The organism is Selenomonas sp. oral taxon 136, assembly GCF_001554015.1.
Taxonomy (GTDB): domain Bacteria; phylum Bacillota; class Negativicutes; order Selenomonadales; family Selenomonadaceae; genus Centipeda; species Centipeda felix.
In genome coordinates, this window is record NZ_CP014239.1 from 2227624 (window position 1) to 2242564 (window position 14941).

Annotated in this window: 14 protein-coding genes and 1 pseudogene; 6 read left to right on the forward strand and 9 right to left on the reverse strand. The window is 49.1% G+C overall.

The genetic code is table 11. The features are described from left to right. Positions 1-3 precede the first annotated feature (3 nt). Together AXE86_RS12935 and AXE86_RS10710 are read left to right on the forward strand one after the other, a co-directional pair. On the forward strand, positions 4-150 hold the full coding sequence (locus tag AXE86_RS12935) for a hypothetical protein (RefSeq protein ID WP_009442253.1): 147 nt from the start codon (positions 4-6) through the stop codon (positions 148-150). Then, on the forward strand, positions 147-1055 hold the full coding sequence (locus AXE86_RS10710) for an IS3 family transposase (RefSeq protein WP_009442252.1): 909 nt from the start codon (positions 147-149) through the stop codon (positions 1053-1055). The genes AXE86_RS12935 and AXE86_RS10710 overlap by 4 nt, the downstream gene beginning before the upstream one ends. 107 nt (positions 1056-1162) lie before the next feature. Here the strand turns inward: AXE86_RS10710 and AXE86_RS10715 are convergent, their stop codons facing one another. From AXE86_RS10715 to AXE86_RS10735, 5 genes are read right to left on the reverse strand one after another with little or no spacing between them, the layout of a single operon-like run. Then, a complete protein-coding gene (locus tag AXE86_RS10715) occupies positions 1163-2632 on the reverse strand; it encodes an ABC transporter ATP-binding protein (RefSeq protein WP_061946751.1) in 1470 nt (489 codons plus the stop codon). Between the two features lie 30 nt (positions 2633-2662). Beyond that, a complete protein-coding gene (locus tag AXE86_RS10720; RefSeq protein WP_009442250.1) occupies positions 2663-3397 on the reverse strand; it encodes an energy-coupling factor transporter transmembrane component T in 735 nt (244 codons plus the stop codon). Then, on the reverse strand, positions 3397-3999 hold the full coding sequence (locus AXE86_RS10725) for an MptD family putative ECF transporter S component (RefSeq protein WP_009442249.1): 603 nt from the start codon (positions 3997-3999) through the stop codon (positions 3397-3399). Before AXE86_RS10725 ends, AXE86_RS10720 begins: the two co-directional genes overlap by 1 nt. A gap of 36 nt (positions 4000-4035) precedes the next feature. Next, positions 4036-5769: an ABC transporter ATP-binding protein gene (locus AXE86_RS10730; RefSeq protein ID WP_061946752.1), complete on the reverse strand. Its 1734-nt coding sequence runs from the start codon at positions 5767-5769 to the stop codon at positions 4036-4038. After that, the gene (locus tag AXE86_RS10735) at positions 5762-7561 is read right to left on the reverse strand and encodes an ABC transporter ATP-binding protein (RefSeq protein ID WP_198145267.1); all 1800 of its coding nucleotides are present in this window, start codon (positions 7559-7561) and stop codon (positions 5762-5764) included. Before AXE86_RS10735 ends, AXE86_RS10730 begins: the two co-directional genes overlap by 8 nt. Positions 7562-7768: 207 nt before the next feature. Between AXE86_RS10735 and AXE86_RS10740 the strand changes: the two genes are divergently transcribed. Then, the gene (locus AXE86_RS10740; RefSeq protein WP_009442246.1) at positions 7769-8386 is read left to right on the forward strand and encodes a TetR/AcrR family transcriptional regulator; all 618 of its coding nucleotides are present in this window, start codon (positions 7769-7771) and stop codon (positions 8384-8386) included. A 57-nt stretch (positions 8387-8443) separates the two neighbouring features. Here the strand turns inward: AXE86_RS10740 and AXE86_RS12380 are convergent, their stop codons facing one another. Beyond that, entirely contained in the window at positions 8444-8602 is a 159-nt protein-coding gene (locus tag AXE86_RS12380; protein ID WP_009442245.1) for a cysteine-rich KTR domain-containing protein, read from the reverse strand. Between the two features lie 126 nt (positions 8603-8728). Here AXE86_RS12380 and AXE86_RS10745 point away from each other — a divergent pair. Next, positions 8729-9317, forward strand: a pseudogene (locus AXE86_RS10745) (magnesium chelatase domain-containing protein); the annotation flags it as partial. 932 nt (positions 9318-10249) lie between these two features. Here the strand turns inward: AXE86_RS10745 and AXE86_RS10755 are convergent. Then, a complete protein-coding gene (locus tag AXE86_RS10755) occupies positions 10250-11548 on the reverse strand; it encodes an MFS transporter (RefSeq protein ID WP_061946753.1) in 1299 nt (432 codons plus the stop codon). A gap of 79 nt (positions 11549-11627) precedes the next feature. Between AXE86_RS10755 and AXE86_RS10760 the strand changes: the two genes are divergently transcribed. Next, positions 11628-13034, forward strand: a complete 1407-nt coding sequence (locus AXE86_RS10760; RefSeq protein WP_061946754.1) for an aminotransferase-like domain-containing protein — start codon at positions 11628-11630, stop codon at positions 13032-13034. A gap of 93 nt (positions 13035-13127) precedes the next feature. Continuing rightward, positions 13128-13823: an aspartate/glutamate racemase family protein gene (locus AXE86_RS10765; protein ID WP_269465284.1), complete on the forward strand. Its 696-nt coding sequence runs from the start codon at positions 13128-13130 to the stop codon at positions 13821-13823. A gap of 73 nt (positions 13824-13896) precedes the next feature. Here AXE86_RS10765 and AXE86_RS10770 read toward each other — a convergent pair whose 3' ends face one another. Together AXE86_RS10770 and AXE86_RS10775 are read right to left on the reverse strand one after the other, a co-directional pair. After that, entirely contained in the window at positions 13897-14466 is a 570-nt protein-coding gene (locus AXE86_RS10770; RefSeq protein ID WP_061946755.1) for an RBBP9/YdeN family alpha/beta hydrolase, read from the reverse strand. Between the two features lie 84 nt (positions 14467-14550). Beyond that, on the reverse strand, positions 14551-14895 hold the full coding sequence (locus AXE86_RS10775; RefSeq protein WP_061946756.1) for a winged helix-turn-helix transcriptional regulator: 345 nt from the start codon (positions 14893-14895) through the stop codon (positions 14551-14553). Positions 14896-14941: the final 46 nt, after the last annotated feature.

Sequence of the window (14941 nt, forward strand, 5' to 3'; positions counted from 1 at the left end):
TCGGTGCATGAGGAACTCACCCGATTGCGTGCACAACTCAAAGCGCAGGATAAGGAGATTCGGCGATTGAAAAAAGAGAACGACTTTCTGGAAGAAGCAAGCGCTTTTTTCGCCGCCAGCCGTCTGAAGTCAACAAAAACGAACGTATGAAGTTTATTGCGTTCAAGACTTCAGATGGCGCGCTCACGGGGAATATCAGCTTCTGTTGCAGGATGCTCCATGTTACAAGGCAGGGGTTCTATCAGTACATGTCAAACAAAGACCGTCCGTGGAAATATCAGGCGCTGGCCGATGCCATGATGCAGATTCATGCAGAGGATGAATGCAATGACACCTACGGAAGAATCCGCATGTGGCAAGCACTCAACATCAAGCAGCCGGAGGGCGTGCGCATTCCGAGCGAACGTACCGTTTACCGTGTCATGGAAGAAATCGGATTAAGCCATCGGCCCAATCGAAAGCCAAACGGTATCACCAAAGCAGATCGGCAGGCACACATGTCGGAGGATCTGCTGCGCCGTGATTTTCATGCCGATATGCCTCTGTCCAAGTGCATTACGGACATAACGGAGCTCAAGGCGTGTGATGGAAACCTCTATATTTCAGCGCTCTTTGATTGCTATGATGCCGCAGTGCTCGGCCTGTCCATGGATACGAACATGAAAGCACCTCTGTGCGTCAAGATGCTCGATAATGCCATGATTTCATATCCAAAACTCAAAGGGGCAACGGTGCATTCCGATCGCGGCAGCCAATATACGAGCTGGCTGTATCGACAAGCCGTTCAGGATTATGGGATTCGCCAAAGCATGAACAGTGCCGGTGGTCGCTGTCATGACAACGCACGCTGTGAGAGTATGTGGGCACGCATGAAGTCGGAACTGCTTTATGGTCGTTATGACACACAAAAGATGACAACGGAAGAATTGAAGGTGTTGATCTGGCGATACTTCATGAGTTATTGGAACAACCGTCGAATTTGTTCGAGAAACGGCGGGCTTCCTCCGATGGTGAAACGCCGTCTATTTTATGCTTCTCTAGACGTTGCTTCTTAAGCGTTCATTCCCTTGTGGAAAATCTGTCAACTGTTCTTGACAATATCATCTTCACCGGAAGTATGAAGTTTCATTCCATAACACCCGTCCTTTCAAATAGCAAGAGACTATCTCGCGTTTTCAAAGTAGCAAGACGCAAACTCAACATTGTCATCCGTCCATTCCCCAAAACGGGACACAGCTCCGTTTTCCATAAACACCATATAATCGCAGCAATGAGCTACAAGCTCAGGGTCATGGGTGATGATCATTTGCGTTTTGCCCATTTCAGAGAGTTTCTGGATACACGCAGAGACCTCCTTCATATGTCGATAGTCCAGGCCGCTGGTAGGCTCGTCGTACACGATGATTTCTTTATGGGAAGCAATGGCCCCTGCTATGGCGACGCGCTGTTTCTGTCCACCTGAAAGAGACATGGGGTGCTTGTCTTTGTGTGCCAGCAGATCCAGCATGGACAGGATGTTCTGGGCATACTCTGTTTTTTCTTCTTCCGCTATATCCTTGATGCCAAGCGTCACTCCATCAAGCACGCTCTCGGCAAAGAGCTGGTGGTTTACGTCCTGCATAACCATATAGCAGAGTTTCAACCGCTGCTTTGGTTTATATTCCTTGCCGAGAAAAACGAAAGCACCGCGCATTTTCTTTTCCAGACCGCATAGGCACCGGGCCAATGTTGTTTTGCCCGCGCCATTATTCCCCAACACGGCAACAACGGCTCCTTTAGGGATCGTCAGGTTTTCAATATGGAGAATGTCTTTCTTTTTGCTCGTAAAGCAAAAGCTCCTCAGCTCCAGGCTCTCCTTCGTTCTGCTCTTTTTTACGCATTGCGGAACAAAACGGTTTATTGCCCTAAGCCCCATTTCATGCAGATCCTGTGGCGGTTTTTCAAAGAAGGCTGCTCCGGTAAATTCCCGTTCAATTTTCCCATCTTTGAAATAGAGCACCCGGTCTGCAAGGAGGCGAAGCCAATCCAACCGATGCTCCGCTACAATGACGGTTTTTCCCTGTGCTTTCCACAAGCGCAGAATGTTCTCCAGTTCGTGGATTGATCCTATGTCCAAATTTGAAGTTGGCTCGTCTAAAACCAACACATCAGGCTGAAGGGCATGGACAGAAGCGCAGGCTATTTTCTGTTTTTCACCACCGGACAGCGTAAAAAGATTCCTTCCAATCAGCGGCTCCAGGTGCATTGCTGTCACGGTGGTATCAAAACGACGCAGGATTTCGCCGCGATCCATACCCATATTCTCGCAGGCAAATACAATTTCCGTATCTGTTATCAACGTGTAAAACTGCGCCTTGGGATTCTGAAACACGGAGCCAACATATGGTGCCAGCTCGTGCAGCTCGACCTCCTCCGGGTTCTTGCCCTCGACCTGAACTTTACCGGTAAGCGCGCCTTCATAGTAGTTTGGGATCAGCCCATTTACCAATCGGCTGAACGTGGTTTTTCCACTGCCTGATTCCCCGCACAGCAGGACGATTTCCCCTTTGGAAATTTGTATGGAATTATCAAGGATTGCCGCATCATTGTCGGCATTTTCATAAGTAAAAGATACGTTCTCAATTTTTATCAAAGGGAAATCTCCTCCTTAAAGCAGTTCCTGCTACCATCCATAGAAGGTTGAGAGAACAAAGCAAGTGATGACCGCGATGCAGAGCAGTAGTGCGACACCGTCCTGCCAATGAAATCCAATCGGGCAGACATTGGTGCGTCGTACAGGGGAATCCAGCCCTCTCGTAAGGGCGGATGTGGACAGTTCGTTCCCGATTGTGACAAGGCCGGTCAGCAGCGGCACCATCCGATATTCCAGCATCTCCATGGGATTGCGCCATGATCCGACTTCCCGGAGCCGCATGGCATCCCGAATCGCTTTGTATTCCTCCCGTATCGTAGGAAAAAAGCGAAACATCACGGATACCGGGATTGAAAACTTCTTGGGTATATGCAGCCTGTCCATAGCTGCAACAAACTCGCTTACCGTAGTTGTCAGCACCAGAAGGCAAAACATGGACATTCCCGGAATCAGCTTTGTAAACATGGCGATCATGCCAGTAAACAAGAGGTTGAACAGGGGTGATACATGCGGCATCAGCAGCCGGGGAACCGTCGCCGTGAACAAATACATCACTGCATAGTAGGCTGCAATCTGCGGTTTTTTGAGTAAAATGAGGAATAACAACGGGATCGCGGCAAGGCACGGCAGTACAATGTTCATAATTCCGAAGCTGTCGCTTGAAATCATAACGCTGGAAACCGTAAGGCAAAGCAGAATCTTTGTCCGCGGATCAAGAAACATCTGCTTTGCTGTCGGCCTTGTGTTTTTTAGCACGGTTTCCATCAGACCAACCCGCTTCTCACAAAGTGTTTTTTCAGTACAGCCCTGCCAAGCAGTCCACCAATCAAACCTCCAATGAAGGCGGAAAGGATAACCAAAGGCAGCATCCACCAATAGTCAAACCAGCCGGAAATTGTGTACATAAAATCCTGTCCATATGTTGCCGCATTTTTATCAAGCCACTCTGCGCTGGCATTCAGCCAATGGATGTAATTGGCACAGGTTGTGATATTCAGGACAGCATACCCCAAAAGGGCACGCTTGGCGCTCTGGTAGTTTCCGGACTTCATAATAAACTCTACAATCAGGCTGATAATAATTCCGCAGATCAGCGCGTCGGGACCCATACCCGTCAGTAAAAGAACAACGCCGTTAATAATCTCAAAAATCAAGATCATTCCAAATTTTTTGATCTTGGCAAAGTAAAGCATCATTGGAATACCAAGGATGATTGCAGCAACAAACGGAATCAACATAAAGCCAATGGGCGTCAAACCAATCGCCACAGCGATCAACACACCGCCTATGACATTGATTGCCGTAAAGATACCAACATTCATCAGGTCTTTTCCGTTCAGCCGGTTTTTGTTCGTTGCTTTTTTCATGTTAATCAGTCCTTTCTAATAAATAAATGATTGAATTCATTTGACTTTCCATGCCAGACTCTCGTTTTGCAGTGAATAGAGGCGATGATACAAGCCGTCCCTCTGCATCAGTTCTTCGTGTGTGCCGGATTCCATCAGTTTCCCTTCGTTCAAAACTATGATCTTATCGCACGCTACTATGGAGCGCAGTTTATGGGCAATAATCAGCACCGTCTTGTTTTCAATAAGCCTTCCGATGGCCTTCTGTATTTTTGTTTCGTTCTCAGGATCAATGGAAGCCGTGCTCTCATCCAGCAGGATTACAGGCGCATCCTTCAGGAATGCGCGGGCAATCGAAAGCCGCTGCCTTTCGCCGCCGGACAGGGTCGTTCCATTTTCTCCAATTATGGTTTCATAACCTTGCGGGAGCCGATCTATAAACTCGTCGCAGCAGGCCAGCTTTGCCGCAGTCAGGACTTCTTCATGGGTTGCATTCTCTTTCCCGATCTTGATGTTGTTATAGATCGTATCATTGAACAGAACCACGTCCTGAAAAACAAAAGAATAATTCTTCAACAATGTGTCCGGAGCAATTTCATTTATGTTGATGCCCCCCAGAGACACGCTCCCTCTGTTTACGTCCCAGAAACGGGCGGCAAGCCGGCAAAGCGTGCTTTTTCCACAGCCCGACGGACCCACCAATGCAGTGATTTGTCCCCGCTTCGCCGTAAAAGAGATATCATGCAGCACATCCTCTTTGTTGTAAGCAAACGACACATGATCAAAGGAAATATCAAAAGATTCTGGTTGCAGATCCGCGTCTCCCTGCTGCTCCGGATAATCCATCAAGTCCCGAATCCGCCCTGCGCTGACCAAAGACGAAATCATTACCCCCAGCGATTCACACGCCTTGGTCAGGGGCTCGTAAATCCTGACCGCAACGAGGAGAAACAAGAGGAATGTAAACAAACTGATTTCTCCCGAAATCAGGAGTGTGGAACCGGTGACGATGACAAGCCCTAAACCGATCCGCATAATGTTATGGGACAGGCCAATCGCAAAGCCAGACAGAAATTCGTACAGAACAAGCCCCCTCAAAATGCGTTTGATCGTGGCTGACAGACGGTTTTGGTAGCCTTTCATTGTTTCTGAGGAACGCAGTACCTTTATGTTTTCCAGGTATTCCTGTAAACCGTCGCTGATGTCCAGCTTTTTTTGCCTGTTTCTTTTATTTGTCCCCTCAGAGATGACCCGGCACAAGGCCATTGCGATCACGACTAATGGGAGGCAAATCGCCAGACTGCCAGCCAGTTTCCAGTTGTAAAACGCGAGGATGACAAGGGCCGTTACGCCCGACAGAAATCCTCCTATAAACTCTGCCACGCTCGTAGAAAGCGCTAACTCCACAGTGGCAACGTCATCCATAACCGTAGAGGTTAAATCGCTCAAGTCGCGCCGCCCGATGTAAGAGAGCGGAAGCCTTCGGATTTTGTCTGCGATCTCCATGCGAAGCCACATGTCTTCTTTTGTGGAAGTCAGGTACTTCTTTCGGTATGTCAGGCGGTAAGCAAAGTAAATTGCGAACAGCAGCAAAAGGGCAGTTCCCCAATATCCCCACAGTGGTATGTTCCCATGTGTTTCGCCAAAGTATCGGTTCATCATTTCATTTGCAACCATTGCAAGCAAGAGAACAGGCAACAGCGTAGCAAGATTGAACAGACACATATACAAACCGGATTTCAGGATGTTCCGACTTCCCTCGTCGCTAATGCGATATATTCTTTTAAGCATATTGCTCCTCTCCAATCCTCCATGAAATACTGCTCTGGTATTCTTCATACATCCTGGCATATACGCCGTGCAAATCCATCAGTTCACGATGGGTTCCCTTCTCAACAATCTTTCCCCGCTCCAAAACACAGATTTGATCAGCGTGTATGATGGTGGAAAGGCGGTGGGCAATCATAATGACGGTTTTCCCTCGCAGCAGTTCGTCCAGAGCTTTCTGTATCAGGTATTCATTTTCTGCGTCAGCAAATGCAGTAGCTTCATCCAGCAGCACCACAGGGGCATTTTTCAGGATTGCGCGGGCCAGGGCGATTCGTTGCATTTCACCACCGGAAAGATAGACTCCCTTTGTCCCGATCACCGTGTCTGCGCCTTGTGGCAGCTTTTCCAAAATATCGTCACACTGTGCCAAATGGAGGGCTTGAAAAATATCCTCACGCGAGGCACTTGGATTGAAAACGGCGACATTTTCCATAATCGACATCTTAAATAAATTCGTGTCCTGGAATACAATACTGACCTGCTCCATCCAATGCCTATAGTCCATTTCCCGCACATCCACTCCGCCGACCCGGATAACGCCGTCATCGACATCCCAAAATCTCGCAACCAGATTTGCAATGGTGCTTTTTCCACCGCCAGACTTCCCGACCAGCGCAGTAATCGTACCCTCCCGCACGTCTAAAGAAACATCGTCCAAGGCTTTTCCGGCAGCATCCTCATAAGAAAATGAAACATGGTCAAGGGATATACCATACCCCGTCGGAAGTTGCGGCGTTTTCGTTTCCGGCAGTGGCTTTTCCTTCAAAATCTGATCGATTGCGTCCAATGACGCCTGGGAGATCATTAGGTTGGACGAGCTGTTCATAATACGTGCTAAGATCGTTACGACGGTAGGAATCAGAACCGAAAAGAACAGAAAACTCAATACCGTTTTTTCAGGGTTGTAGCTTGCGTTGAAAAGGATAATGCCTCCGGGAATCAGGAAAAAGAAGATACCGTTAATTGCGGCATGATAAGCGCTGTCTGTATTTTGCATGGAGAGCGCGTACTTCAGCAAATAATCGCCGTACTCTTTTACCGCAGCTTTATAGCGCTGAAAAGAATTGGCAGTTTGCTGAAATACCTTTACAACAGCAATGCCCCTGACGTATTCCGTAACGGCATTGCTGATGTCCTCGGCAGATTTCTGATATTGCTTGACAAAACCTTCGCTTTCATCCTTCAGCATATAATAAAGGATACCAAAGCCAATCAGAATCGGGATCAGGCAGATGAAAGACAACCGCCAGTCATACACAAACATAAATGCAAGAAAAGCAACCGGCAGCGCAACCGCTCCTGCAAAGTCCGGAATCTGGTGTGCAATCAGCGTTTCCAGATTGTCCGAGTTCTTTTCAATAATTTTTCGTTGTTTCCCGCTGGGATTTGTCGTGTGATACCCCAAAGGCAGATTCCCAATGTGTCGGACAATCTGAATCCGCAGCTTTGCAACCGTATTAAACGCGGTGATGTGAGAAAACAGCAATGCCATCCCGTATAATCCAAAGGATATAAGGATCAAGGATACGGCGCGCCAGCCCATATCGACCATATAGGCCTGATCCAGTGAAGAAATATTGCCAAGAGACTGAACGATCTCTTTTGCCACGTTATACACGCACACAAAGGCATATAGGTTGATAACTGAGGAAACAGCAGATAATACAATGGCGATGCCCATTGTGATTTTGAACATTCCCATATGCCGGAACAGACGCCCCAGCACCCCTTTTTCTTTCATATTGTCTTTCATACTGTCAACTCCTTGATTTGCATATTGGTTAGTCAGAGCTAACTATAGAGCCAAAATTTTTGCCCCTTTCGAGGCATTTGAAACGATGTTTCAAATATGATTTTACAGCTTATATCGCTTATTGTCAATCTGTTCTTTCTTGACATGTAGCATCCTGTTCTATAAAATGAAAACAGAGTTTCAATCTTTCAGGAAGAGAGGATTCACATGAAACGAATTGCCGGTGTATCAGAACGCTTATTAGAATGTGCCAGAAGTGAATTTTTAGATAAAGGGTTCCAAGCTGCCTCCATACGGGAGATTGCCAAAAAAGCAGAAACCAGCGCACGTGCTGTCTATACGCGCTTTCCAAATAAAGAGGGCCTTTTTGACGCAATCGTTTCGCCCATTACAGATGGGCTTATCGAACTATATCAGAACTATGCAGAGCAGTTTTGGTCGAAGGGTATAGGTCAGGATGGAGCAGATGCCATTTCTTTTGATGATACTGCGATCTATGTTGACATGATTGACTATATTTATGATCATAAAGATGAGTTTCTGTTGATTCAAACATCCTTAGGGGGCACACGGCATACGGCGCTGATTGAAGATTTAACTGATAAGAATCTTTCTTATGTCTCTATATGGCCGGAACCATCGGGGGGTGCAGGGACCGAAAAAGAATTGATGATGAGAGTACTGCACATGCTGACCAATTCCTTTTACGCATCTATGTTCGAACCTCTCCGCCACAACATGAACCGTAGGGAAGCACGTTTTTATGTTGAAACGCTATGTGCTTTTTTTGTCGCAGGAATTAATCGTCTGTTGAAAAAGGAATGATGCCTTCTAAATTATTTTTATCAAAAAGAGCCGATGATCACAGCCACGGACTGTCGATCATCGGCTCTGCGTCTGTGCGTCAGGCTCTTTGATGATAGTGACATTTCCTTGTTTCAGATCAATCAGCGTTTCTTTCCGGCACTTAGGACAGAACAGGGGGAAGTTAATCAATACCGTATCCTTTCCGTGCTTTTCATGTTCGCTTTTGTAAACCATATCACAGATTCCATTCGCCCGACCTAGCGCTTGGAATCTCTTTTTCTTTGCAAAGAATTATTAGCCATCTTCCCCCCCCTCTTGTGTCATAATTTTCTTATATTTGAAACGTAGGAGGGAAGGCCGTTGTTTGCAAAGACCTATGGTGTGACGACCCTCGGGAATGACGGGCGGATGATCGACGTGGAGGTGGATGTGTCACCGGGACTGCCGGGCTTTGAGATGGTCGGGCTTCCCGATAGGTCGGTGAAGGAGTCAAAGGAGCGGGTACGCACTGCAATCCGCAACTCCGGCATTCAGCTGCGGCAGGAGCGGGTGACGGTGAATCTTGCGCCCGCCGATGTGCGAAAGGACAGTTCCGGGCTTGATCTGCCGATTGCGGTTGGTCTCCTTGCATCCTACGGCATGGTTCTCGAGGCGGCGATGCAGCAGGCACTTTTCTCTGCGGAACTCTCTCTCGATGGGAACTGCCGTCCGACCAGCGGCATTCTCCCAATGGCGATTACGGCGCGTGAGCGGGGACTTACGGAGTTCTACGTTGCACCGTCCAATGCAGATGAGGCACTGCTCGTTTGACGGACTAAAGGTCTATGCGGTCGAGAATCTGGCGCAGCTCGTGCGTCATCTGACGGGAACGGAGACGCTGACTCCTGCTGTGCCACATCCAACAGAACAGAAAAAAGACGCTGCATTTACCGATGACTTTGCGGACGTATAGGGACAGTATCAGGCGAAGCGTGCGCTTGAGGTTGCAGCGGCGGGAGAGCATAGTGTATGGAATCTCTTGCGTAAGGGTATATTTCCACCCGACGATCATGTATATATGACACATTAGCTTTCAGATACTCCAGATAAATCAGGTCAATTACTTGATCTGCATTCACTAAACGCCGCACATTCAAACACTTAAACGCTTATCTGCACGGTCCGATCGAAGCGATGCTGCGTCTTGGAATTCCTAAGGTGAAAATCGCCAAAAACCTCGGCATCGCATGCTCCACTCTGTACGCTGAAATAAAGCGCAGTACAGCAAGGCAGATGCGTTCAGACTGGACATACTATGACCAGCATTTTGACGAAACTGGTCAAATCGTTTATGAGCGTAATCGCAAGAACGCAGTAAAGTCCTCCAAGCTCATTGCGCGAGGGATTTCATCCGATATGTAGAAGCCCCCGCATTCTTAAAGACAAGCATTCCCCTGGTGCGATCTGCGGGCTCAACAGACGTACATATATCTATTTGAGGTCCAGATCTGCACGAAGACCACCTAACTAAGAGATTGCCGCGGGGCACAATTTTCACAGGTGTTTCATACGACCATCTGCGACAATGGGAGCGGTTTGCTCGTCTGCAAGACGCTGTTCCGGAGGCGAAGGCGTACTATGCTCGTCTCGTCCCTACGTCCATAGGGAATGTGGAACGAAGGGGAAGCAGAATGCGCTCATTTGGTATTTCATTCCGAAGGGGATGGATATGACGAACTTGAGCGAGGAAGAAGTGGAGCGCGTAGAGGATTGGGTCAATACGCTGCCACTCAAAATTCTAGGTTATGAGGCGCTGCAAGAATGCTTCGATGCCGCACTAAAAAATCTTCGGCCATAGTTTTTGATTCTGTTATGTTCTGCTGTCTGATTTGATATTGCGACTTAGGATACATTTTGCGTGGAGTCAGGGATACGGCTGAGGAGAGCGGCGCAGCAGAGTGCAGCCGATGCGGCGCACACCTGAAGGGCGAGACCGTCCACATAGGTGGCGGGAGAGCTGAGGGATGCGCCGTCTCCCATGAGAAACTCGCCTGCAAGCACAATCCCGAGTGCACCTGCGAGCTGCTGCCCCGTCGTCAGGATGGCACCGCCAACGCCTGCGTCCTCCATCGGCAGATAGCGCAGGACAATACCCGTTGCAATGGGAATCACTGTGCCGTTGCCGACACCGAGGACAAACAGCGCGAGAATGACGAAGGGAATCGCAGTGGACAGTCCCGTGATCGAGCCGAGCAAGACGGCGAGGATGCCCGCGCTGGTACAGACCGTTCCGCAGATCAGTACGCGCGGCGGCGCGAATTTCCGCATGAGTGCAGGACCTGCGGACGAGGCGAGGACGAATCCCGTGCCGACCGCCATAAAGACGAGCCCCGCCGTCTGCGGCGAGAGTTCACAGATATTCTGCAGGTAGAGACCGAGCACGACAAAGAAGGGGACAATGGCGGCGTACAGGCATACGTTGAGAAAAATTCCGACCGTATAGCCACGATAACGAAAGAGTCGAAGAGGATTTCCGAACTGCTTTTGGTATGCCTCCTCGTGTGCAGCGTTTGGGCATGCGGGCAGCGACCTGCAGCCAATGCCGGCGATCAGGCAGATCGGCATGTTGGCAAGGAAAATCATACGCCAACCGAGTCCGAGGAAATCCCATGCGGGAATCCAGCCGCCAAGTACCTGCCCCATGATCTGCCCGAGTCCGATGGACACACCGAATGCGGATAGTGCCTGCACACGTGCATTCTCTTCGTATGAAACACGAATCAGAGCAAGTACCTGCGGCACCATGACGGCGCCCGAAAGCCCCTGCAGAAGGCGTGCGATAACAAGCTGCAGTGCTGTCTGAGCAGTACCGCAGAGCACCGAGGTCACGGCAAAAAGAAACAGTCCGAGACGATAGATACGCCGCCGTCCGAAACGGTCGCCGAGGTGTCCGCCGACCATCAGCCCCGCCCCATAGACGAGCGCGTATCCGCTCATAATGCCCTCGAATTCTGCAGCCGACGGATGTAAGGAGGAAATGATGGCGGGGGCGGCGACATTGATAACGAACTGGTCGAAGATGGACAGAAACGAGCCGACCAGGATAAAGGGCAGGATATAAAGTGAGGCGGATATCGCTGTGCACGTTGAAGTAACGTTGTTTTTCATCTCCACTGGCATACCCTTTGTGATATAATACATACAATTATTATGTTAGACTGCCTATTGTGTGATTTCAACAGTAAAATTGTATGTATGACAATGTTGCAGGAGCTGTTATATGCCCATCAATTCGTTCGATGATTATCCGATGACGTGGCGTCCAGAACGTATCCATCTGCATCCTCCGTTCTACCGTGCACTTGCCGCGCAGCTTGAACGTGATATCCTCAGCGGACGGCTGTCGCCGCATACAAAACTCCCGCCGCAGCGGGAGCTTGCCGACTACCTCGATCTCAATCTGAGCACGGTGACGCGCGCCTTTCGTCTCTGTACGGACAAGGGGCTGGTCTATGCAGTCATTGGGCGCGGGACGTTTGTTTCGCCGAATGCAGCGTTGTCGAATACAACAGGAGATACGAAAAAGTTTCTTATTGAACTTGGCAGCATTCATCCGTACGATTCACTTAGCGAGATTCTTGCGGATACTGCACGGGAGATCCTGCGCGGCAGGGATGCAGCGCGGCTCTTCACGCTTGGCAGTGCGCAGGATGAGGACCGTCATGCACGGACTGCGTGCCGCTGGCTCGCGCGTTTTTCTCTTGCGGCAGAGCCGACGAATCTCCTCCTTACTGCCGGAACGCAGAGTGCACTTGCAATCGTACTCACTGCGCTGTTCGATGCAGGGGATCGAATTGCGGTGGACAGGTATACGTATGCGAATTTCATCAGCCTTGCAAAACAGCTGAACATCCGACTCATCCCCATCGAGGGAGATGTGGACGGGATGCTGCCGGATGCGCTCGCGCAGCAGCATCAGCAGATAAACATCAAGGGTATCTATCTTATGCCGTCCTGCGCGAATCCGACTGGCATCGTCATGCCTGAGGAGCGGCGCAGGGATATTGCAGCAGTGCTGCGTAAGCACAACATCCTTTTGATTGAGGACAATGCCTACGGCTTTACGGCACGCGGGAACGCTGCGCCCATGACCGTGCTCCTCCCGCGGCAGTCCGTTTATCTGCACAGTCTTTCAAAACTTACCTGTCCCGGACTGCGTGTTGCATACATGCTTGTTCCATCGCATTTTAGGCAACTCATTCGAAGAGCGGCGCGCAGCATCAGTATGGCGATCCCGCCGCTGAGTGCCGCGATTGCATCAGAGCTGATTGCCAGCGGCGCGGCGGAGCGTATAATGCGGGAGAAATGTCGGATGTCAGAGGAGCGCAATCACATCTTTCGAGGGATCTTCCCTGCACATACGGGGAATACACGCAGCTTCTTCCAATGGATGCCGCTGCCTGTGGGATGCGGTGGGGCGAATTTCGAGGCGCAGGCGCAGCATCGCGGTGTTTGTGTCCTCTCGTCGGATCACTTTGCCGTCGGCGGGGAAGCGGATCATTCCTTTATCCGTCTTGCCCTCTGCTCGCCGCCAACGAATGAGGAGCTCGTGCGCGGACTGCGGATTGTTCATGATCTGATGGAGGAAAATACGATCCCGCCGCAGACGGAGACATTGATCCTTTAGGAAGAATAAAGGCAGAGCGGGGTGAATTGTCCTTCCTACAATTTTTATCTTGTCATGACGGACGGGCGGTGCTATCATAATGGAAGAGGTGATATGATGAAAACAATAGGACTGATCGGTGGCATGAGCTGGGAAAGCACCGTGACATACTATCAGGTCATCAACGAAACGATTAAAAATCAGCTGGGTGGTCTGCACTCTGCAAAATGTATTCTATACAGTGTCGATTTTGATGAAATCGAGAAATATCAAGCGAGCGGAGAATGGGATAAGAGCGCAGATGTTTTGTCTGAAGCCGCACAAGCATTGGAACGGGCGGGTGCAGATTATATCGTAATCTGCACCAATACGATGCACAAGGTAGCGCCTGAAATCGGCAGGAGAATTCATATCCCAATCCTGCATATTGCGGACATGACCGCGGTACAGCTAAAGAAACACGGCATCCGAAAAGTCGGCCTGCTCGGCACGAAATATACCATGCAGCAGGATTTCTATAAGAACGTTCTAATCAGACAAGGGATTGAGGTCATCATTCCGAACGATGATGATGTCGATGTCGTCAATCGCATTATTTACGATGAACTGTGTCTTGGGAAAATCTTGGAGGAATCCAAAGCCGTATATCTGGATATTATTCATGAACTCGCACGGAACGGGGCGCAGGGCATCATCCTAGGATGTACTGAAATCGGACTTCTTATCCAGCAATCCGATACCGATATTCCACTCTTTGATACTACACTCATTCATGCGAAGCAGGCAGCACTCAAATCACTTGAGCGATAAAAAGAGATTCCAAACGCCAATAAGACGAATGGAATCTCTTTTCTATTTCATCGGCCAGGTATTCTATTTGTCATTATTCCATCATGCGAGACAGTACATCGGCAACAATGGGGAGTGTTGTCACGCCGTCAACGTCCAGATAGTGTCTGCCCGTCTTGGTCTCATAAAAGACTGCGTCGAATCGTTCGGCAAACGAGCGGCTGAACTCGTGGGGGACAATCGGATCGTCTATGGCGGAAACAACAGCTCTGTTTGGGATTGTTCTTGAAAGCAGTTTATAGTTTGGGGGTGTGGCGGTGAATTCATCGAGGAACGAAAAGTCTGGAATCGACTGATCGAATCCGGAAACGAGTACAACGCCACCGATTGGTGCAGCGACTGTTTGTAAATATCGCAGCGTTGTAATGCATCCCAGACTATGGGCAACAAAATAGGTGTTTGATGTTACGCTCGTGAGATGCTCTGAGAGAAATGATATCCATGTTTTGCAGTCCGGCTGTGCTGGTGTCGGCATATCGATGGATTCAGTGGTAACACCTTTGTCTGTCAGAAATTTGTTCAGCCAGGGGAACCAGTGCCGCGTGGATGATGCGTCAAACCCGTGAATGATATATACGTTCTTATCATGTGCCTGCTTACTCATTTCATTCTCCTTTGCAGTATTATATGTCGCAAAACGCTTGATTTATAGTACTGCGTATCGGAGACTGGCACAAGTAGGCACTTTTTAGTGAGTGCCGAATGAGCTGTTGATGGGATACGCTTTTCCCCAATCGCACATTGCGTTGATGATGGGGACGAATGTTTTTCCTTTATCGGACAGGGAGTATTCGACCTTTGGGGGCACCTGTGGATATTCCTTGCGGATAATCATGCCATCTTTTTCAAGCTCCTTCAGCTGCGTACTCAGCATTTTGTGCGTGATAGGAGCCAGATTTCGTTTCAGAGCGCCATATCGTAAAATGGAATCACATGAAAGCTCATAGAGGATGCGCATTTTCCACTTGCCCCCGATGATTGCTAAGGTTGATAAAAACGGAGCCTCTTTGCTGCGGCAGAGATTTTGAATCATGTAATTCTCTCCTTTTGGATAGTATCTTACAAATTAGTGCGTACTA